Source organism: Rhodococcus mengyinensis (assembly GCF_048381435.1).
Classification (GTDB): Bacteria; Actinomycetota; Actinomycetes; order Mycobacteriales; family Mycobacteriaceae; genus Rhodococcus_F; species Rhodococcus_F opacus_D.
Window position 1 is genome coordinate 1 of sequence record NZ_JBLWIT010000061.1, and the last position, 15,806, is coordinate 15,806.

Sequence of the window (15,806 nt, forward strand, 5' to 3'; positions counted from 1 at the left end):
GCGGTAAGGGCAAGAAGCTCAAGTTGACCAATATCGTCGAAACGATCGATGTCGGTGTCCCGGTCCAACTGGCGTATAACCAGTGGACCCAATTCGCCGACTTTCCCTCCTTCATGAAGAAGGTCGAGCGGGTGGAGCAGGAGGCGGACGAGAAGCTCGAGTGGAAGGCTCAGATCTTCTTGTCGCACCGGACCTGGGAAGCGTCGATCATCGAGCAGGTTCCGGATGAGCGGATCGTGTGGCGCTCGAAGGGTGCCAAGGGTTTCATCGACGGGGCGGTGACGTTCCACGAGGTGACTCCCGATCTCACGCGCATCGTTCTGATCCTCGAGTATCACCCGAAGGGCTTGTTCGAGAAGACGGGAAACCTGTGGCGTGCACAGGGGCGACGAGCACGGCTGGAATTGAAACACTTTGCACGCCATGTCATGACGCAGTCCATTCTCCATCCTGACGAAGTCGAGGGCTGGCGTGGAGAGATTCGGGACGGCGAGGTAGTCGAGCCCGAAGAGGACGAGGCGCAGCCGGAGGAGTCAGAAGAGCTCGAGGAAAGCGACGAGGCCGAGGGCGAGGAGCCTGAGGACGAAGAAGCCGAGGACGAAGAGGCCGAGGAGACCGACGAAGGCGAGACCGAGGAAACGGATGAGGACGCCGGCGAGGAAGCAGACGAGGAGGAAGAAGCAGAAGCACCCCCGCCGCCGAAACGCCGAGGTCGCCCGCGCAAGACCGCGGCTGCCGCTGAGGATCAGGCCCCGAAACGGCGAGGTCGCCCGCGCAAGACTGCCGCGAAGACGGCGGGCTCGCGACAAGGAGCACGGCGATGACGGCGATACAACCGGCGGGGGGAGGTGGCGGCGGAGTCAGCGGCGGTCCCAGCTCGAGTAGCCTCGCCGACGTCATCGACACCATCCTCGACAAGGGTCTCGTCATCGACGCCTACGTGCGTGTCTCGCTGGTCGGCATCGAACTGCTGACGATCGACGCACGCGTCGTGGTCGCCAGTGTCGACACCTACCTGCGGTTCGCGGAGGCCGTGAACCGGCTCGAAATCGGCAGTGGCGAGCCGAAGGGCCTGACGGATCTCGTCGGGGACGTCACCGAGGGTGGTGCCAAGTCGAAGACCAAGGGCGCACTCGAGTCCGCGGGTGAGAAACTCGGCGACATCCTCGGCGGCGGGCAGGAAGAACCTGAGCGCGAACGGGTTTCGCGCAAGTCCACTCGAGGGGACAAGTGATGTCTACGTCAAACCAGAGCACCGACGCACCCGACGAGCCGCGCACCAGCGGTGTCTACGTGTACGGAATCGTGCCTGCCGATGTGGAAGCCGAAGAAGACGCGGTCGGCGTGTGTGACGGACCGGTCAGCACCGTCAAGCACGGCGACATCGCGGCGCTCGTGAGCGAAATTTCAGTGGACAGACCGCTCGGCAAGCCCGAGGACCTCCGAACCCATGCGCACGTGCTGGACGGCACGTCTCGGGTGGCACCGGTGCTCCCGCTTCGTTTCGGGGCGGTCATGACCGATGAGGACGCCGTCGCGGAGGAGTTACTCGCGGCACACGCCGAGGAGTTCGCCGCCGCGCTGGAGGAACTCGAAGGCCGGGCACAATACGTCGTGAAGGGACGATACGTCGAGGAGGCGATCCTCCGGGAAATAATCGAAGAGAACGAACAGGCGAGCAAGCTGCTCGGCACGATCCGAGATCAGCCCGAGGAGACCACCCGCGACGCCCGGATGGCCCTCGGCGAGATCGTGGGCAACGCCATCGAGGCCAAACGCGACGAAGACACCCGGAAGGTGGTCGAGGCACTCGACTCGCTGTCCGACTCGGTCAACGTCCGGGAACCGACTCATGAGGAGGAGGCTGCGCAAGTAGCCGTCCTCGTCGAAGTTGCGCGGCAGGAAGAACTCGAGAAGGCAGTGGGAGAACTGGCCGAGCAGTGGGACGGCCGAGTCGACATGCGCCTGCTCGGACCGCTCGCCGCCTACGACTTCGTGGTGACGCAGAAACCGGAGGGCTGACCGATGGGTCTGCTGTCGTTCATCGCCACCCTGCCACTCGCCCCCGTTCGCGGGGTGATCTCGCTGGCCGAGTTGATACAGCGACAGGTCGAGGAGGAAGTCCACAATCCCGCGAGTGCGCGCCGCGCTCTCGAGGAGCTGGAGGACGCCCGTGCGGCAGGCGAGATCTCCGCCGAGGAGGAAGAGCAGGCACAGCAGGCCATCCTCGATCGAATGACCGGAACAGCACATCCCACCGGTCCGGAAAAGGAGTGACGGGCGATGGCAGAAGAGGAGCCACCACCGTTGCCGGCACCCGAGATCGCCGAGATCGCGACGCGTGACATTGCGCAGTTGACCGGCAAGAAACCACTGGGTGCGACGTCGGTCATGCCGACCGACGACGGCTGGACGGTGGAGGTGGAGGTAGTCGAGGACCGGCGAATACCGTCGTCGACGGACATGCTCGCGATGTACGAGGTGGTGTTGGATCTGGACGGAGAGCTGTTGTCCTACCGCAGAACCCGCCGCTACATCCGCGGTGTCGGTGACAGCGGGAGCGCGCAGTCATGACGATCGCCGGCGGCGGCGCGAGCAACCTTCCGCAGAGTTCGGGCGGCGGAATGGGCGGTGGGCACCAGTCGACGAACCTCGGCGAGATCCTCGAGCGGGTACTCGACAAGGGGCTCGTGATCGCTGGAGACATCCAGGTCAACCTGCTCGACATCGAACTGCTGACCATCAAGGTGCGACTGGTGATCGCCTCGCTGGAAACCGCGAAGGAGGTGGGCATCGATTGGTGGGAGCACGATCCCTGGCTGACCGGCAGGAACAGCGACGTCGAACTCGAGAACCGGAAGCTGCGGGAGCGGATCGCCGAACTCGAGTCCGGCAGGTCTGCTCGCCCTGCCGTCGAGGCCGCCGAAACGGTCGAGGTGGAGGCGAAACGTCAGGAGCAAGACGATGACCGCGGATGACGGTGTCTGGCTGTACAGCATCACCACCGACAGCATCGGCGACGCACAACTCGCCGGGGTCACCGGCGTGGCCGGCGAGCCGGTCCGCGCGGTGGCATCGGCGGGTCTCGTCGCGGTGGTGGGGACAGTGAGCCTGAGCGAATTCGGGCAGGACCCGCTGCAGCGCAACCTCGAGGACCTCGACTGGCTCGCGGCAACCGCGAGAGCACACGACGCCGTGGTGGCTGCCGTGCTACGCCACGGGCCCACCGTTCCATTGCGGTTGGCGACCCTCTACCTCGACGACGATCGCGTTCGCCTCCTCCTCGACGAACGACAGGAGGAGTTCGGCGCAACGCTGCGTCGGGTGACCGGACGAAGCGAGTGGGGTGTCAAAGCGTACGGAGACGCGAAGGCTTTGGCGCAGAACGTGAAGGAGGAGCCTTCCGCGACGGGTGCGGCGGGAAAGGGGACCGCGTATCTCCTGCGTCGTCGTGCGGAGTTGAGCGCACAGCAAGACGTGGAACGCCGGGCGGCCGGCCACGCGGACGAGATTCACTCCGCGCTCCGGGGCCATGCCGTCGACGGGGTTCGACGGCAAGTCACCGATCCGGTGCTGACCGGGAAACGGGCCTGGATGATCTTCAACGGCACCTACCTCGTGGACAACGAACGGGTCGACGACTTCGCTGCGCTCGTGTCGGCACTCGACACCGAACGCCCGGGCATCACACTGGATCTGACCGGACCGTGGCCGCCGTACTCCTTCGCCGGGATCGACGGGTGAGCCCATGAGCGAGATGGTCCCCGAGGACGACACTCGCCGCATCGCGCTCGTCGATCTGCTCGATCGGGTGCTCGGCGGTGGTGTCGTCATCACCGGTGAGATCACCCTGTCGCTCGCCGACGTCGACATGGTCCGGATCTCGCTGCGCACACTCATCGCATCGGTCAGCGCACTCGTCCCCGACCCGGTCGGGCCGGAGCCCGCCGATGACTGAACCCGACCCCGTCGATTCGGATGCACCGACCGACATCGGTCGCCGGGTTCTGCCGCAGCGAATCGACGCCGACCCCGAATCCGTCGAGAAGGGCCTGGTCACCCTGGTCCTGACGATCGTCGAACTACTGCGCCAATTGATGGAACGGCAGGCGATACGCCGAGTCGAGCACGGCGATCTCAGCGACGAGCAGATCGAACGCATCGGCACGACACTCATGCTGCTCGAGGAGCGAATGGCAGAGTTGCGTGAGCATTTCGATCTCATGCCCGAGGATCTGAACATCGATCTCGGACCGCTGGGGCCGCTGCTGTCGAACGAATAGTCCGGACTCACCGAGGTTCGATCAATGTTTGAAAGCGTTCTTGATCTTCTTGCCCGCGTCCTTGAACTTGTCTCCCATCTGCTTGGTGTTGCCCTTGGCCTGTTCCTTGCTCCCCTCCGCCTCGAGGTGGGCATTCCCCGTAGCCCTGCCGACAGCCTTCTTGGCGGCGCCTTCGGCGGTTTCGACCTTGTGCCGGATCTTCTTTCCCATGTTCATGACGACGTCCTGTCCTCCGCGATCGCTTCTGTTCTCCGAGATCACCAACTTCAGTCAACTCGCACACAGCGCCGCTGTCGAGAACCGCGATTGCATCGTCACCGTCGCAGCAACAACGCACTGTCTCCGAACTCGTGCCACAGGTAGCCACGTGCGAGCGCCTCGTCGTAGGCGCGACGGACGGCCTTCTCTCCCACCACCGATTCGAGCAGCATGAGATGCGACGCCCCCGGTGCGTGCCAGCCCGTGATCAGGCCGTCCACGACCCGGGTCGGCCTCTCCGCACTCAGAACCAGGCCCGTCCAGCCGGCGCCCGCCACCGCCATGCCGCCCGAAGTGGCCTCGGTCTCGAGCGCCCTGGTCACGGTGGTTCCGACCGCGATGACGCGGCCTCCGGCGGCACGCCGGTCGTTGACCAGCCGCGCCGTCTGCTCCGGCACCTCGAACCGCTCCGGGATCGGCGGTTCCCCTCGCTCCGGCGAGGAGACCCCTGTGTGCAGCAGGATCGGTGCCACCACCACCCCCGAGGTCACCAGGTCGGTAACCATCGGATGGGTGAACGGCCGGGCGGCGCTGGCCATCTCGGCGCTTCCACCGGTGTGGCCGAAGATCGTCTGGTACGAGGACAGGGGCCAGCGTTCGTGGACGTACGCGTAGGTGATCGGACGACCCGAGGTGGCGAGCAGTTCCGCGGCTACGTCCGCGATGCCGTCGATCGAGGCCCGCCACAACCTGGTCGACCCGAGGGGCCAGGGTTCCACGAGCGTCGCAACGACGCCGCGCGGCAGAACGATCCGCGCTCCCGCCGCGACCGTGTCGAGGGCGCCGGAGACCGGTCCCGGCGCTCGCACCTCGACCGCCCAGTCCCCGTCCTCGAGAGCGGTGGAGAAGTGCACGACCACAGGTCCGACCGCGTCGACGGTCCCGTCCACCGCCGCGGCCAATGTCGACGACGCGTTCACCACCACCACGTCACCCGGGCGGAGGAAGCGTGGCAGGTCGTGGAATCTGCTGTGTTCCAACCTGACCCGGTCGGAGACCAGCAGTCGCACCGAGTCGCGCAGCAACCCCCGGCTCTCCGGTGGACCACTCGCCTCCAATCGCTGTGGCAGCACGAACCGGAACTCGGCCGCGGAGGTGACCCGTGCACGCGTCACGACGACACCCCCGGGTTCGCTGCGACCGCGAGGTCCGCACGGTACCGGCCGCTGGGTGGGCTCGTGTCGAGCAAACTCAGCAGCGCAGGAACCACGGTCTCTGGATCGGGCCGATCCGAGATGTCCTCGCCGGGGAACGCCGCCTGATGCATCTCGGTGCGCATGTCGCCGGGATCGAATGCATAGACCGCCAGGCCGGGTTCCTCCACCGCCAGCACCGCGGACGCGTGGTCGAGCGCCGCCTTCGCCGCCCCGTAACCGCCCCAGCCCGCATACGCCTCGACCGCGGCATCCGACGAAATGTTGATCACGGTCCCGCCCGCGTCCCGCACATGTTCGATCAGCGCGGCGATCAATGCGAGCGGGGCGAGCACATCGGTCGCGAAGACCTGCGCCAATGCGTCCTCCGGGTACTCGGCGAGGGAGGGCATTGGGCTGGGCCCGAGCGCACTGGCGTTGTTGAGCAACAGGTCCAGTCGCCCCCGCGCCGCGATCTCGACGGCGATGCGCTCGCGGTGCCCCGGATCGGTCACGTCACCGGGGAGCGCGGTGACGGTGTGTGCCCGCGCGGCAACCCGATCGAGCGGTTCGACCCGCCTCCCGGTGACGATCACCTCCCAGCCGCGCTCCGCGAGCGCGAGCGCGCTCGCCCGTCCCAGCCCTGCCGATCCTCCTGTGATCAGCGCCGTCCTGGTGCCGTTCATCGCAGACTCCTTGCCTCCTGTGACATCTGCGACCATCGTGAAACCTAAAGTCCGCTTCATGTCAAGGGCGGTGGCGCCTACTTCCCGAGAGGAAACGCCGGGCGTCGGGCCCTCGGACGTGCTGCCGACGTCTCACCGGGCCGACCCGCCCGTCGGCTGGATCCGCTCGATGGTCGCGAACCAGGCCGGTGCGCCGTTGTCGTGGAATCTCGTCTCGATCCGATCCGGTTCGATGGCGGCGACCTTCCATCCATCGCCGGGGTCGAACGCCGCTCTCAGCTCCTCCCGGCTGACGGGGTGCGGGCCGGTATCGGGACCAGCGTCGCTGAAGCACAACACATACACGGTTCCGCCGGGTTCGGTCACCGACGCCACACTCGCCACGTAGCGTGGTCGCTCGGCGGCGTCGAACGTGTGGAACAGTCCGCAGTCCAGCACGGTGTCGAACCGGCGCCCCATTCTGTCCAACTGGAACGCGTCGGCCAGCGCGAACTCGACCTCGATCCGACGGTCGTGGGCCTTCTCCCTGGCGATCGCCAGTGCCGTCTCGGCCACGTCGACGCCCAGAACCTGGAATCCCAGGGAGGCGACGTGAAGAGCGTTCTCGCCGGTGCCGCATCCCGCATCGAGCACCGCTCCGGCGAATCCGCCTTCGGATGCCACCCGCACGACCGCCGGCTGCGGCCGGCCGACATCCCACGGCGCAGGGCCCTCGTGGTACGACGCATCCCAGGGCCGTCCTGTCATGCGTTCGTGGCTGGTTGGCTGCCGACCGATGAACGGATCGTCGGCGAGGGGACCTGATCGCTCCGACACTTCGACGCCTCCCTGAAACGGATCGTGCCACCTCATCTTGGCACGGCACTGCGCGGTTCTCGACCCTCGACACCGCGACTGCTTGCCCCACCGACACGGTTAGATTGTTCGAATGTCTTAACATACAATCCAGATATGAGCACAACTATCGGAATCGTCGGGTACGGGCTGGGCGGCCGCTACTTCCATGCGCCGTTCGTCGAAGCGGCAGAGGGAATCGCACTGGGCGGCATCGTGACCCGCTCCGCCTCACGGGTCGCCCAGGCTGCCGCTGACTTCCCCGGAGTGCCGGTGTTCTCGAGCCTCGGCGAACTCATCGACTCCGGCGTCGATGCCGTCACGATCACCACGCCACCGCAGACGCGGCGCGAACTCGTGCTCGAGGCAATCGGGCGTGGTGTGCACGTGATCGCGGACAAGCCGTTCGCGCCGGATGTCGAGACGGCCCGCGAGCTGGTAGCAGCCGCAGAGGACGCCGGCGTGCTGCTCAGCGTCTATCACAACCGTCGATACGACGCCGACATCCGTACCCTGAAGTCGGTGTTGCCGCGACTCGGCGACATCTGGCGTGTCGAGTCCCATTTCGACCTGGACGGTGCCGGCACACTCGAAGCAGGCCCGACCGGTGGGTTGCTGCGCGACATCGGCGCACACGTCGTCGACCAGATGCTGTGGTTGTTCGGGCCGGCGGAGCGGGTCGACGCCCACCTCGATTACGTCGATCGGCCGGAGGGGCGCACCGACGCCGGCTTCGTCGTCAACATCGCTCACTGCAGCGGGGTCTATTCGAGCGTCTCGTCGAGCAAGGTCAACCATCTCGAGGGGCGGCGGCTGCGCGCGTTCGGCAGCGTGGGCGCCTATGTGGCGGACGGTACGGACGTGCAGGCACAGGCTCTCTTCGCGGGGGCGCGGCCCGTTGACGATCCCACCGGATGGGGTTACGAACGACGGGAACGGTGGGGCGTCCTCCACACAGCGGATGGCGCGGAAACGGTTCCGTCGCAGCGGGGTGCGTATCAGGACTACTACACGGAATTCGCGGCCGCCGTTGCCGGTAGCGGCACACAACCGGTGCCTGCCCGCACCGCGCTCGGCACGATCGCGGTGTTGGCGGCGGCGCGGGAGGCCGCGGAGAACGGCAACACGGTCGTCGTGCAGTCCGTCGACTGACCGGAGGCGACTTCGGCAGCACTCGCGTCGGTTCAGGGCTCGTGTCGGTTAGGGCTCAGGACGCGGAATCGAAAAGTTCGGCGACAGCTTTGTTGAACGGATGTGGTCGTTCCATGTTCGTCGCGTGGCCCGCACGCGGAACGACGATCGACGCTCCGTTCGGTGCGAGTGCCGCAGCCGCTACGGCGTGTGCTGACGGCCAGTACTCGCTGTCGGAACCGGCGACGAAGAGCACCGGAATCCCGTCCGCAAAGAACGTGTCGACCTCCTCCTGGTCGTAGCCGTAGAACCCGTACGCCCACTCCGGCGTATTGAGCATTCGCGGGGTCTGATCGACCACAACCGCGGCGCGAAGCCGCCCCGTGCCGGACGAGTCGACGTACGACGATCGTGTTTGCGCCCATCGAGCCTCCGATTATTGCCACACCCTGCAGGTCGAGTTCCTCGATGAGCGCGTGCACGAATCCGGCGCGTGTCTGCATCGTCGTTCCGTGCGGCGTGGCCGGAGCCGTCCCGTGACCCGGCAGATCCACAGCGATGACGCGGTGGCCGGCCTCGATCAGCAACGGGATCTGATACCGCCACGACGTGGCGGGGGCTCTGAAACCCGCCAGCAACATCACGCTCGACGAGGAGCTGCCGTCACCGTGCACGGTGTAGTCGATCCGAGCCCCGCCAGATTCGATGGAAGGCACTGCTTCTCCTATCCCCCAACTGTTCCCGGCTGACGCGCCGTGGTGCCCGCCTGCGGTCACTGCGTCGGTAGTACGGACTCGGGAATCCATCCATGGAGAACATCTCCACTCCGGGACGGTTTCACTGTGGAACCAAAATTCCTGCACTGTCGGGTGTAACGTTCCAGGCCCTCGCAGACACCATTCGAGTAGCTGTGGACGTTGGGCCCACGCATTCGAACAGGACACTACGAAATGCACATCTCACTTCCCCACTCCGAGACTTCGCACGCGGCGAATCCGTCGGGCGCAGTGAACCGTCTCCCTCGAATCCCCCTGCGAAACCGGTTCGCCACGGCCGCCGTCGCTGCAGCGATCGCCGTCATCCCCCTCGGAGCCGCCACCACCATCGCGACAGCGGCCGAACACCCCGTGACGACAGTCGCCGCACCCACCATCCCCGGCGATCGTGGTGACCACGGTGACGGCCCCCGCCACGACCGACAACGCGACCAACGGCAAGAACGCCGAGACCAGAGCATGACGCTCGACGAACTCCTCGTCGGATGGAACAGCAGCCAGATCTACCAGATGTGATGACGCTTGACCGAGGACGGCACCAGGATTCGTCGTCCTCGGTTGCGCATGCCTTCCCCCATCAGCGTGGAGTGGATTCCGATCGTCGCTCGTAGCGCGAGCGAGCCAGGGCGTGCGCACGGCACAGCAACGCCCGCGTGACTTCGCCTGTGCGCGAGCCGGGGTCGATGACTGCCAGCCAGGCCAGTGAGCCATAGACGGGATGCGCGATGACGGTGTCGGGCGCACCGGCGTCGACGTCGGCGACGCCCTGCTCTCGCGGCGTGTGGCCGGTTGCCTCGATGAACGCCTCCTTCCCGGCATGGATGTTCACCCGGAACGCACCCGCGCGGTCCAGACCCGAACTTTCGTCGCCGGGGTAGTTCTTGGTGACGATGGTGGCGAAGGGCTGGGTCCTGTCGGGAACGATCCGATCCGGTGAGTAGTAGAAGAAGGCGTCACCCCAGCTGATCTCCGGCGAACCGTCGCCGGGGGCAGGCCTGAGCGTCAGAACATCGCCGAGGCCTTCGACGAAGTCGATGATGTCGTCCATGGTCATAGCTTCCAGCGTTTCATTAAAGTGCTTGTGGAGACCTCGACCAGCAAACGTAGGAGAATACGGTGCCAAGTCTCCAATCGCGTCATCTGCGGACCGTGGATGTCGCCCGGCGCGCCGGGTGCTCCGTGCAGCACGTGCGCAACCTCGAACGCGACGGGGTGCTGCCTCCCGCAACCCGCACAGCCACCGGATACCGGATCTACACCGACGTGCATGTGCAGTCCGCGCTCGCCTATCGGGAACTCGCCATCGGCGCCGGCCCGATGGAAGCCAAACGGATCGTGCGCAGCGTGCACACGTGCCCGGCCGCGACAACGGTCGCCCTCCTCGATGCCGCACACGCCCGACTCCACACGGAACGAACCGAACTCGCGCTGGCGAAGCAGGCCGCCGAGCTGATCTCGACCGAGCCTGTCGACGACGTGCAAGCATCCGACTGGATGAGCGTGAGTGAACTCGCCGTCGCCCTCGGTCTCCGCCCCTCCACGTTGCGGCACTGGGATGCAGAGGGACTCGTCGTCCCGGACCGGGACACACCCGCAGGAGCGCGCCGATACTCCCCTTCGCAGGTCCGCGACGCTCGCGTCGTGCATCAGCTACGCAAGGCCGGTTACCGCATCGCACCTCTCCACGCGGTCATGTCACAACTCGGGCACACACCCGGATCGGGTGCCATCGGCGCCGCGCTCGCTGCCCGCGACCAGGCCACCACGGCCCGCTCTCGAGCCTTGCTCGACGCAACCGCTGCCCTCACCGTGCTCCTCGCACTCCGAGATGGGGTGGTCAGTGCGCGCGCGACAACACCGCCACCAGAAAGTCGGAATCCTCGCTGAACGGGCGCAGATCCCACGTCGAGAACAGCAGATCCGCCGTGAGACCGCTCGCCTGCGCGTCCGCGAGGAATTGGGAGAACTCGTAGCCCCGGTCGGCGCCGAACCCCACAACCACTCGGCCGGTCGGGGCGAGATGAGCGGCGAATCCCGTCAGCACCGCCTCCCGGGTCGACGGCGCCAGGAAGGTCATCACGTTGCCCGCACAGACGATGACCTCGAAATCGGCGGTCACCCCACGGGCCGGCAGATCCAACTCCGCGAGATCACCGACCAGCCACGTCGGACCGGGGTGATCCTCCTCTGCCACGGAGATGAGCACCGGATCCACATCGACACCCACCACGACATGACCGGCATCGTGCAAGTAGCCGCCGAGACGGCCCAGTCCGCACCCCGCGTCAAGTACTCGACCGCCGCGTCCGAGCATCGCATCGACCAGCCGCGCCTCCCCCACGATGTCCTTGCCCTGCGCCTCCATGGCACGGAACCGCTCGACGTACCACATCGAATGCCCCGGGTCGGCTGCTGTGATCTCCTCCCACTGGCTGGGGATGCGCTCCTCGGGGGTGCGTGCACTCATTACCGATTCCTCCTCGATCCGGCCCGCTCGGCGAGCCACTGCCACCGTATGCGACACCACCTCGGCACCCACCCGCAGCCCAAGGGTGTTGCGCCGACGCGACAGTCTCGATCAGCGGGATGCCGGGGCCGACGCGGCCGGTCCTCCGAGGAAGATCGAGCCATGCCCGAGTCCGTTCCCGACCGCGTCGAGATCACCGACCGCCTGCACGTCGTGGCCGACCTGCTCGACACGAAGGACTGGCCGGGGCTCGCGGCGACGCTCACCGACGATGTCGTGGCCTATGGGCGGGCGGGGCCGGTGGACGTGGTCGCGCGCGTCCGCTCCCACCTCGACGTCTGCGGCGCCACCCAGCACCTGCTCGGCAACATCCGCGTCGACGTCGACGGTGACGCGGCGCGCACTCGATCCTATTTCCGGGCGTTTCACGTCGGCCGCGGCGCACGCGCCGACGCGACGTACGAATGCCTCGGCGAGTACCGCGACGAATGGCGACGCGGACCGTCGAGCTGGTTGCTGGCCGGGCGGGTGATCGACGTCCGCGCCGAGGTCGGCGACCGCGGTGTCATCGCGCCCCTGAGCTGAACCCCGTCGACGGCTCAGCTGTGGTCCCCGCACACCGCGGATGCCGGGTCCGGTGCGCAGATCTGCTGCCAGGTGTAGAAGCCGGAGTTGACCACGACGTCGAGGTTGTCCTTCGTGATGTTCTGCACGGGCAGGAACACCGTTGGCACGGCCATGTACTGGTTGTCGATCGTGCCGTTGACCATCTCCTCCGAAATGCCGTCACCGTGCAGGATCGACGTGGTCAGCTGCGCCGCGACCTTCGCCTGATCGGACAGGTTCTTGAAGATCGTGTTGTCGAGGGTTCCCTGTGCGATCAGTTGCAGCGCAGCGAGATTGGCGTCCTGTCCGCCGGTGACCGGGATCCGCCCGGCGAGCCCGCGGCCTGCCAGTGCCGCGACGATTCCGCCTGCCAGGTCGTCGTTCATGGTGACGAACAGCGCGATGTCGTTGTTCTCACGGGCCAGGCATTCCTCGGCGAATGCCTGACCTCCGGCCGGGTCCCAGTCGTCGATCGCGGTCTCGCAGACCACGCGGATCTTGCCGCTGTCGGCGAGCGGCTGCAGATACTCGTCCTGACCGAGCCGAAATTGACGGGTTCCGTATTCACCGAAGTTTCCCTCCACCCGGGCGATCTTCACCCCGTCGCCGGGCATCGCGGCGATCAGATCCGCGGCGCGGCTCCCCTGCCGTCGGCCGACCTCGAGTGGATCGAAGATCACCTGAACGTCTGCCGGTCCACCGACCGCGTCATGGTCGTAGAGCACCACCGGAACGTTCGCCTCGCCGGCGGCGGTCAAGGCTCCACCCGAGAACCTCGCGTCCGTGGAGATCAGCACGAGCACGGAAGCGCCCTCCGCGATCGCCGACTCGACCTGGCTCTGCTGACGGGCGGGATCGCCCTCGGCGTTGCGAACCGTGACCGCCGCCTCCGGCGCGAACAACTCCAGGAAGTCGGTGAACAGGGGTTCGTCTCGCTCCACGAATCGGGTGGTCGTCGTGTTCGGCAAGAGAAAGAAAACCTTCTCCGGTGCCTCGTCGCCCTGCGGCGCAGGGGCCGCGCAGGCCCCGAGCGCCACCGCTGCGACCGCGGCCGCGACGGAGAACGCGCGCACCCTTCGCTTCATGAGCTTGTCTTCACGAGCCGTGACCTCCAGCGTGATCGTGCCCAGTCTGGAGGTACCCACGGGCGAGGCAGGCTACTCGCGCGCGTCGATGCTTTCGGTGTTTTCCCACCGTGATCGGCGCACACTGAGTGCAGGGACGAGGAGGAGGAGAAGGTGTTCCACCAGGACAGCGGCACCGTATCCAGCGGAGATCGTGACACTTCGCCTGCCGACGAGCATCTCCTGAACGAATCCCTTCTCGTCGAACCCGAGGTCCGCCGGCGCGCCTGGCGCGAATTCCTCGCGTCGACTCCCGGACGCCTGTCCCTCCTCGCCGTCGTCCTCGTCGCGGTGGCGCTGACGGCCGGTCTGGTGACGTCCGCCGTGGTCGCCGCACGGCAGCAGCGCATGGAAACCCTTCGCGCCCACACCGAACCGCTGGCGGACGCCGCGCAGAACTTGTTCAGCTCGTTGTCGATCGCCGACGCGGCAGCGACGTCGTCGTTCATCGCGGGTGCCATCGAGCCGCTGGCGGTGCGCGATCGGTACAACCAGGCGATCGGGGACGCGTCGAACGCGCTCGTCACCGCGTCGTACGGCGTCACCTCCGGCGACGTCGAATCGCTGAGACTGCTCACCGAGATGTCGCGGCACGTCGCCGTGTACACGGACCTGGTGGCGACCGCCCGGTCCAACGACGCCGCGGGAAACCCGGTCGGGGTGGCGTATCTCGGAACCGCTTCGGCTCTCATGCAGGACACCATCCTGCCCTTGGCCGAACGCCTCTACAACGACCAGGCCCGAGCTGTCGCCGACACCCAATCCCACACCGCCCGGCTGCCCGCCACCGCCATCGTGGTCGCGTCGGCCGGGGTCGTCGTCCTCGCCGTCGCGCACGCGTACGTGGCGCATCGAAGCCGTCGCCGGATCAATCCCGGACTGGCGTGCGCGATGGTCCTGCTGGCTGCACTCGTCGTGTGGATCGTGGTCGCCGGGCTGTTGTCGACGTCGGCGAGCGAACGTGCACGGATCGACGGCGCCGAACCCCTCGCGGCGGTCACGAAGGCGAGGATCCTCGCCCAGCAGGCCCGCGCCGACGAAACCCTCGGACTTCTCCGGCCGGGTTTCGATCCGGCGGGGAGCGATTACGCCCGGCACACGGACGCGCTCTCCGCGATTCTGAACTCGGACGCGTCGCGGAACACCGTTGTCGCACCGACGATCGCCGATGCGTCCGCCGCGTTCGACGGATGGCGGAGCGCGCACCGGGATCTGCAGCAGAAGCTCGCAGACGGCGACTACCAGGGCGCGGCGGACGTCGCGGTCGGGCCGGGATCGACGGCATCGACCGCCCGGTTCCGGGCCCTCGACGAATCGCTCGAAGACGCCATCACCGCTCTGCGCACCGAGGAACTCGTCGCGATGCGGGAGTCGTACCGCACGATGGCCGCGCTCGCCGTGGGCGGCATCGTGCTCGCTGTTTCCGCAGCGCTCGCCGTCGTCGCGGGGATCGAGCCCCGAGTGAGTGAGTACCACTGATGGTGCGACCACACCCGGAACGGCGACCGCGCTTCACCCGGCTGCTCGGGAGCCTCGTGCTCGGAGCTGTCCTGATTGCCGGCTGCGGCGCCCCCGATGCACCCACCCCGAGGTTTTCCGGAGACTTCACGGAGTTTCCCCTGTCGGCCGGCGCCCAGCTCATCGCACCGTCCGACACGCCGCCGCAGGACACAGAGACGTCGGCATGCGCAGCCCCGGCCAGTCTCCGCCCGGGGACTCCGAGCTTCGGCGGCGCGCTCGGCGATATTCGTGCCCGCGGCACCGTGGTCGTCGCGGTCGATCAGAACACCAACCTGTTCAGCTTCCGCGACCCGACCACCGGCACCCTCACCGGATTCGGCGTCGACCTCGCTCGGGAGGTCGCACGTGATCTGCTCGGCGATCCCACCAAGGTCGAGTTCCGTCCGCTCGGAACCGATGACGGTGCCGAGATGCTCGCCCACCGTGACGCGGACATGGTCGTGCGTCCGGTTGCCCTCTCCTGTGAAGGTCCCCAGGACTTGACGTTCTCCACGGTGTATCTCGAGGCCTCCCGCCGGCTCGTGGTGCGGGACGGGTCGGGTATCGCCGGTCCGGCCGACCTTGCCCGGCGACGGGTCTGCACGCACCACGACCCGGCGTCGGTGTCGGCGCTGACGCGCATCGCCCCCAAAGCCACGATCCTTGCGGTCCCCGACTGGGACGACTGCCTCATGGCCGTCCAGCAGCGGCAGGTCGACGCGGTCGCAGGCGCCGCCTTCCTCGCCGGCCTCGTCGCCCAGGATCCGAATCTCGAAATCGTCGGTCCTGAAACAGATTCCGCCCGATACTCCATCGGCCTCGCTCCCGGAAACGACGACCTCGTCCGGTTCGTCAACGGCACACTGGAACGACTGCGCACGGACGGAACCTGGACGGCCCTCTACGACCGGTGGCTGTCGTCGCTCGGCCCGGCACCCGGACCGCCGGCGCCGGAGTACCGGGACTGACCGACCCCTCAGACGGCGGTCGCCACTTCTTTTCGCCCCG

Annotated in this window: 23 protein-coding genes and 1 pseudogene; 15 read left to right on the plus strand and 9 right to left on the minus strand. The window is 67.1% G+C overall.

Annotated features, from left to right (window positions below; all coding sequences use genetic code 11):
• The 9 genes from ACNJ7E_RS12585 to ACNJ7E_RS12625 form a co-directional block, all read left to right on the plus strand.
• Positions 1–824, plus strand: an 824-nt coding sequence (locus tag ACNJ7E_RS12585; protein WP_418340032.1) for an SRPBCC family protein, incomplete at its 5' end; no start/stop codon positions are given.
• Positions 821–1,234, plus strand: coding sequence for a gas vesicle protein GvpJ (gene gvpJ / locus ACNJ7E_RS12590; protein ID WP_005246459.1), 414 nt, complete (start codon positions 821–823; stop codon positions 1,232–1,234). The genes ACNJ7E_RS12585 and gvpJ, both read left to right, overlap by 4 nt.
• A complete protein-coding gene (locus tag ACNJ7E_RS12595; RefSeq protein WP_280784482.1) occupies positions 1,234–2,022 on the plus strand; it encodes a GvpL/GvpF family gas vesicle protein in 789 nt (262 codons plus the stop codon). Before gvpJ ends, ACNJ7E_RS12595 begins: the two co-directional genes overlap by 1 nt.
• A 3-nt stretch (positions 2,023–2,025) precedes the next feature.
• On the plus strand, positions 2,026–2,277 hold the full coding sequence (locus ACNJ7E_RS12600; protein WP_280784483.1) for a gas vesicle protein GvpG: 252 nt from the start codon (positions 2,026–2,028) through the stop codon (positions 2,275–2,277).
• Positions 2,278–2,283: 6 nt separating this feature from the next.
• Complete coding sequence (locus ACNJ7E_RS12605) at positions 2,284–2,574, plus strand: gas vesicle protein GvpO (protein WP_280784484.1); 291 nt, start codon at positions 2,284–2,286, stop codon at positions 2,572–2,574.
• A complete protein-coding gene (locus ACNJ7E_RS12610) occupies positions 2,571–2,978 on the plus strand; it encodes a gas vesicle protein (RefSeq protein ID WP_418340033.1) in 408 nt (135 codons plus the stop codon). The genes ACNJ7E_RS12605 and ACNJ7E_RS12610 overlap by 4 nt, the downstream gene beginning before the upstream one ends.
• Positions 2,965–3,744, plus strand: coding sequence for a GvpL/GvpF family gas vesicle protein (locus tag ACNJ7E_RS12615; RefSeq protein ID WP_418340034.1), 780 nt, complete (start codon positions 2,965–2,967; stop codon positions 3,742–3,744). The genes ACNJ7E_RS12610 and ACNJ7E_RS12615 overlap by 14 nt, the downstream gene beginning before the upstream one ends.
• Before the next feature lie 4 nt (positions 3,745–3,748).
• Positions 3,749–3,958 (plus strand): gas vesicle protein, encoded by a 210-nt coding sequence (locus ACNJ7E_RS12620; protein ID WP_280784486.1) that lies wholly within the window; start codon positions 3,749–3,751, stop codon positions 3,956–3,958.
• Positions 3,951–4,283, plus strand: a complete 333-nt coding sequence (locus ACNJ7E_RS12625) for a gas vesicle protein K (RefSeq protein ID WP_280784487.1) — start codon at positions 3,951–3,953, stop codon at positions 4,281–4,283. The genes ACNJ7E_RS12620 and ACNJ7E_RS12625 overlap by 8 nt, the downstream gene beginning before the upstream one ends.
• Positions 4,284–4,304: 21 nt before the next feature.
• Here ACNJ7E_RS12625 and ACNJ7E_RS12630 read toward each other — a convergent pair whose 3' ends face one another.
• The 4 genes from ACNJ7E_RS12630 to ACNJ7E_RS12645 all read right to left on the minus strand — a co-directional run bounded on the left by ACNJ7E_RS12630 (position 4,305) and on the right by ACNJ7E_RS12645 (position 7,107).
• Positions 4,305–4,499, minus strand: coding sequence for a CsbD family protein (locus tag ACNJ7E_RS12630; RefSeq protein ID WP_280784488.1), 195 nt, complete (start codon positions 4,497–4,499; stop codon positions 4,305–4,307).
• A gap of 98 nt (positions 4,500–4,597) precedes the next feature.
• Positions 4,598–5,656 carry an S-adenosylmethionine:tRNA ribosyltransferase-isomerase gene (locus ACNJ7E_RS12635; protein WP_418340035.1) on the minus strand — a complete coding sequence of 353 codons (1,059 nt, stop codon included), beginning with the start codon at positions 5,654–5,656 and terminating at the stop codon, positions 4,598–4,600.
• On the minus strand, positions 5,653–6,360 hold the full coding sequence (locus ACNJ7E_RS12640; protein WP_418340036.1) for an SDR family NAD(P)-dependent oxidoreductase: 708 nt from the start codon (positions 6,358–6,360) through the stop codon (positions 5,653–5,655). Before ACNJ7E_RS12640 ends, ACNJ7E_RS12635 begins: the two co-directional genes overlap by 4 nt.
• Positions 6,361–6,492: 132 nt before the next feature.
• Positions 6,493–7,107, minus strand: coding sequence for a class I SAM-dependent methyltransferase (locus tag ACNJ7E_RS12645; protein WP_283332526.1), 615 nt, complete (start codon positions 7,105–7,107; stop codon positions 6,493–6,495).
• Between the two features lie 204 nt (positions 7,108–7,311).
• On the opposite strand from ACNJ7E_RS12645, the gene ACNJ7E_RS12650 reads away from it, so the two are divergent.
• Entirely contained in the window at positions 7,312–8,346 is a 1,035-nt protein-coding gene (locus tag ACNJ7E_RS12650; RefSeq protein WP_418340037.1) for a Gfo/Idh/MocA family oxidoreductase, read from the plus strand.
• A gap of 55 nt (positions 8,347–8,401) precedes the next feature.
• Here the strand turns inward: ACNJ7E_RS12650 and ACNJ7E_RS12655 are convergent, their stop codons facing one another.
• Together ACNJ7E_RS12655 and ACNJ7E_RS12660 are read right to left on the minus strand one after the other, a co-directional pair.
• Entirely contained in the window at positions 8,402–8,665 is a 264-nt protein-coding gene (locus ACNJ7E_RS12655; protein WP_418340038.1) for an alpha/beta fold hydrolase, read from the minus strand.
• Between the two features lie 124 nt (positions 8,666–8,789).
• Positions 8,790–9,131, minus strand: a pseudogene (locus ACNJ7E_RS12660) (alpha/beta fold hydrolase); the annotation flags it as partial.
• 144 nt (positions 9,132–9,275) lie between these two features.
• Here ACNJ7E_RS12660 and ACNJ7E_RS12665 point away from each other — a divergent pair.
• Positions 9,276–9,617, plus strand: a complete 342-nt coding sequence (locus ACNJ7E_RS12665; protein WP_280784494.1) for a hypothetical protein — start codon at positions 9,276–9,278, stop codon at positions 9,615–9,617.
• Positions 9,618–9,678: 61 nt separating this feature from the next.
• Here the strand turns inward: ACNJ7E_RS12665 and ACNJ7E_RS12670 are convergent, their stop codons facing one another.
• Positions 9,679–10,155: a DUF6194 family protein gene (locus ACNJ7E_RS12670; RefSeq protein WP_280784495.1), complete on the minus strand. Its 477-nt coding sequence runs from the start codon at positions 10,153–10,155 to the stop codon at positions 9,679–9,681.
• 62 nt (positions 10,156–10,217) lie between these two features.
• Here ACNJ7E_RS12670 and ACNJ7E_RS12675 point away from each other — a divergent pair, with 62 nt between their 5' ends.
• Positions 10,218–10,988: a MerR family transcriptional regulator gene (locus ACNJ7E_RS12675; RefSeq protein ID WP_418340039.1), complete on the plus strand. Its 771-nt coding sequence runs from the start codon at positions 10,218–10,220 to the stop codon at positions 10,986–10,988.
• Here the strand turns inward: ACNJ7E_RS12675 and ACNJ7E_RS12680 are convergent.
• Complete coding sequence (locus ACNJ7E_RS12680; RefSeq protein WP_280784497.1) at positions 10,939–11,568, minus strand: class I SAM-dependent methyltransferase; 630 nt, start codon at positions 11,566–11,568, stop codon at positions 10,939–10,941. The two genes, ACNJ7E_RS12675 and ACNJ7E_RS12680, sit on opposite strands and share 50 nt — an antisense overlap.
• A 162-nt stretch (positions 11,569–11,730) precedes the next feature.
• Here ACNJ7E_RS12680 and ACNJ7E_RS12685 point away from each other — a divergent pair, with 162 nt between their 5' ends.
• Positions 11,731–12,153: a nuclear transport factor 2 family protein gene (locus ACNJ7E_RS12685; RefSeq protein ID WP_418340040.1), complete on the plus strand. Its 423-nt coding sequence runs from the start codon at positions 11,731–11,733 to the stop codon at positions 12,151–12,153.
• A 14-nt stretch (positions 12,154–12,167) separates the two neighbouring features.
• Here ACNJ7E_RS12685 and ACNJ7E_RS12690 read toward each other — a convergent pair whose 3' ends face one another.
• Positions 12,168–13,259 carry a substrate-binding domain-containing protein gene (locus ACNJ7E_RS12690; protein WP_283332533.1) on the minus strand — a complete coding sequence of 364 codons (1,092 nt, stop codon included), beginning with the start codon at positions 13,257–13,259 and terminating at the stop codon, positions 12,168–12,170.
• A gap of 153 nt (positions 13,260–13,412) precedes the next feature.
• Between ACNJ7E_RS12690 and ACNJ7E_RS12695 the strand changes: the two genes are divergently transcribed.
• Together ACNJ7E_RS12695 and ACNJ7E_RS12700 are read left to right on the plus strand one after the other, a co-directional pair.
• On the plus strand, positions 13,413–14,777 hold the full coding sequence (locus ACNJ7E_RS12695; protein ID WP_418340041.1) for a hypothetical protein: 1,365 nt from the start codon (positions 13,413–13,415) through the stop codon (positions 14,775–14,777).
• On the plus strand, positions 14,777–15,766 hold the full coding sequence (locus tag ACNJ7E_RS12700) for a glutamate ABC transporter substrate-binding protein (RefSeq protein ID WP_418340042.1): 990 nt from the start codon (positions 14,777–14,779) through the stop codon (positions 15,764–15,766). Before ACNJ7E_RS12695 ends, ACNJ7E_RS12700 begins: the two co-directional genes overlap by 1 nt.
• Positions 15,767–15,806: the final 40 nt, after the last annotated feature.

Coding starts and splice junctions, on each gene's coding strand:
- gvpJ (WP_005246459.1), top strand. CDS start 821: ATGACGGCGATACAACCGGCGGGGGGAGGTGGCGGCGGAGTCAGCGGC.
- ACNJ7E_RS12595 (WP_280784482.1), top strand. CDS start 1,234: ATGTCTACGTCAAACCAGAGCACCGACGCACCCGACGAGCCGCGCACC.
- ACNJ7E_RS12600 (WP_280784483.1), top strand. CDS start 2,026: ATGGGTCTGCTGTCGTTCATCGCCACCCTGCCACTCGCCCCCGTTCGC.
- ACNJ7E_RS12605 (WP_280784484.1), top strand. CDS start 2,284: ATGGCAGAAGAGGAGCCACCACCGTTGCCGGCACCCGAGATCGCCGAG.
- ACNJ7E_RS12610 (WP_418340033.1), top strand. CDS start 2,571: ATGACGATCGCCGGCGGCGGCGCGAGCAACCTTCCGCAGAGTTCGGGC.
- ACNJ7E_RS12615 (WP_418340034.1), top strand. CDS start 2,965: ATGACCGCGGATGACGGTGTCTGGCTGTACAGCATCACCACCGACAGC.
- ACNJ7E_RS12620 (WP_280784486.1), top strand. CDS start 3,749: ATGAGCGAGATGGTCCCCGAGGACGACACTCGCCGCATCGCGCTCGTC.
- ACNJ7E_RS12625 (WP_280784487.1), top strand. CDS start 3,951: ATGACTGAACCCGACCCCGTCGATTCGGATGCACCGACCGACATCGGT.
- ACNJ7E_RS12630 (WP_280784488.1), bottom strand. CDS start 4,499: ATGAACATGGGAAAGAAGATCCGGCACAAGGTCGAAACCGCCGAAGGC.
- ACNJ7E_RS12640 (WP_418340036.1), bottom strand. CDS start 6,360: ATGAACGGCACCAGGACGGCGCTGATCACAGGAGGATCGGCAGGGCTG.
- ACNJ7E_RS12645 (WP_283332526.1), bottom strand. CDS start 7,107: ATGACAGGACGGCCCTGGGATGCGTCGTACCACGAGGGCCCTGCGCCG.
- ACNJ7E_RS12650 (WP_418340037.1), top strand. CDS start 7,312: ATGAGCACAACTATCGGAATCGTCGGGTACGGGCTGGGCGGCCGCTAC.
- ACNJ7E_RS12655 (WP_418340038.1), bottom strand. CDS start 8,665: ATGCTCAATACGCCGGAGTGGGCGTACGGGTTCTACGGCTACGACCAG.
- ACNJ7E_RS12665 (WP_280784494.1), top strand. CDS start 9,276: ATGCACATCTCACTTCCCCACTCCGAGACTTCGCACGCGGCGAATCCG.
- ACNJ7E_RS12670 (WP_280784495.1), bottom strand. CDS start 10,155: ATGACCATGGACGACATCATCGACTTCGTCGAAGGCCTCGGCGATGTT.
- ACNJ7E_RS12680 (WP_280784497.1), bottom strand. CDS start 11,568: ATGAGTGCACGCACCCCCGAGGAGCGCATCCCCAGCCAGTGGGAGGAG.
- ACNJ7E_RS12685 (WP_418340040.1), top strand. CDS start 11,731: ATGCCCGAGTCCGTTCCCGACCGCGTCGAGATCACCGACCGCCTGCAC.
- ACNJ7E_RS12690 (WP_283332533.1), bottom strand. CDS start 13,259: ATGAAGCGAAGGGTGCGCGCGTTCTCCGTCGCGGCCGCGGTCGCAGCG.
- ACNJ7E_RS12700 (WP_418340042.1), top strand. CDS start 14,777: ATGGTGCGACCACACCCGGAACGGCGACCGCGCTTCACCCGGCTGCTC.